This window comes from Mesorhizobium intechi (assembly GCF_002879535.1).
Lineage (GTDB): Bacteria > Pseudomonadota > Alphaproteobacteria > Rhizobiales > Rhizobiaceae > Mesorhizobium > Mesorhizobium intechi.
Genome location: NZ_PNOT02000216.1, coordinates 1 through 1,495 on the forward strand (window position 1 = coordinate 1; position 1,495 = coordinate 1,495).

At 63.1% G+C, this 1,495-nt stretch carries 1 protein-coding gene; it reads right to left on the minus strand.

The features are described from left to right. Positions 1–1,306: hypothetical protein (locus C1D09_RS18230; protein ID WP_208760400.1), on the minus strand; the 1,306-nt coding region annotated here is incomplete at its 3' end. Positions 1,307–1,495 lie beyond the last annotated feature (189 nt).

Genomic DNA, 1,495 nt, shown 5'->3' on the forward strand with positions numbered 1-1,495 from the left:
CCCTCCGCACCTGCTCCTCGAACAGCTGATGGATGCACCGATCCGACGGATAAGCAGCCTCCGTCCGGTTCCAGGTCTCGAGCACCAGCTCGCGCTCGTCTTGCGGAAGCAAATTGATATGCTTTGCCGGCACCTCACGCAAAGCAGGATTTAGCGTTTCCGAGGCCAGCGTCGCGAGGTGCCCGGTCATCCGTTCCACTTGCTCTGGCGCTACCCGTGCCGGGTCGTAAATCCATCGCACGGCCCCATCCCCGGCCCGGGCATACAACGTCACCGTCGCGCCAAGCGCTCCGTGATCGGCGTCGTTTGACCAACACCCGTTCTTACCTTCAATCACGCTTACCGCCATGTCCCAGGGGAGTGTCCGCCGCAAAGCTTCGATCCGCCGCAACTGCGGTACTTGCACAAGCAGATCCCGTGTGTAGCTCCCGGCGGCCGTCGCTCGGACGAATGCGTCGACTATGCTGGGTTTCACCTGAGCAAAGGTTCGATTGAGGTCAATCTCCACGTCCAGTGGCACGGCTGGCGCGAACAGCCCCGCCAACAGTGGCGAGCGCGCGACCTCGGCCTCCCATCCAAACTGTATTTTCGTCTCTCCGGTGATCCGCGCCAGGTACAACACCCACACCGCCAGGAGATGTTCAACACGCGGGGTTGGATCAAATCTCGCCAGCGCCTCAACCTTCCGCCACGGACTGGCCTGCCACCCCATCTCGCCCGATTCAGGCCCCGCAAACGGCAGTGGAAGCGGCCGATACCTTTCCAACTGCTGGACCCAAAACTGATCATGCTCCGCGGCTGCCTCATAGGCTTCCTCTAACACCCGCGCATCTTGCTCCGAGAGCACCGGCAGCATGTCCGTCGCAGATAGCCGCAGCTCGCGGGCAACGTCGCCGCCGACCACCGGCTCGCCGGCTAGTCCCGACAACTCAGCGACAAGCACATCGGTGCTGCCAGTCGCCACGCGCCAATAGTCAGAGCCGATCTCCAGCAACGTTCCCGCCGGCATTCCCGACCGCGCGGACAGCACCACCAATCGCCCCACTCGCACCATTCGACCGGGAAGCCGGATCTTGGCCGCCCTTCGTGGGTCGGCGCGATGTGGTTCAAACTCCAGTCCCGGCACCAGTGCCGACAATTCCGCCGCTGGACGATCCCACAGCAGAAAGCGGCCGGCCTCTGGAAAGCGGCGGCGGCCGAAATCGCGCCCAGTCGCCATTTTCTCTGCGTCCGGTGTTAGCGTTGCTTCTTCCGGCCCCTCTAGAAGTTCAGCCCACCCCTCATCCGCAGCTTGGTAGAATTTCAAGTTCAGCCTCCGCAGATGGCAACGTTCGTGTTTAGGGTGCGCGCGGTCTCGCCTGCCGCGACCTAAACCGGCCGCCGCGCCAATGATTTCGCTGATATCGGCTGTGCTAGCTCGTCGCTGCCGACCAATGGCGCAAAGACGATTCCCATGCCGGCGTGGGCGACCGTATCGTCTGGGCGGGCATAGTGC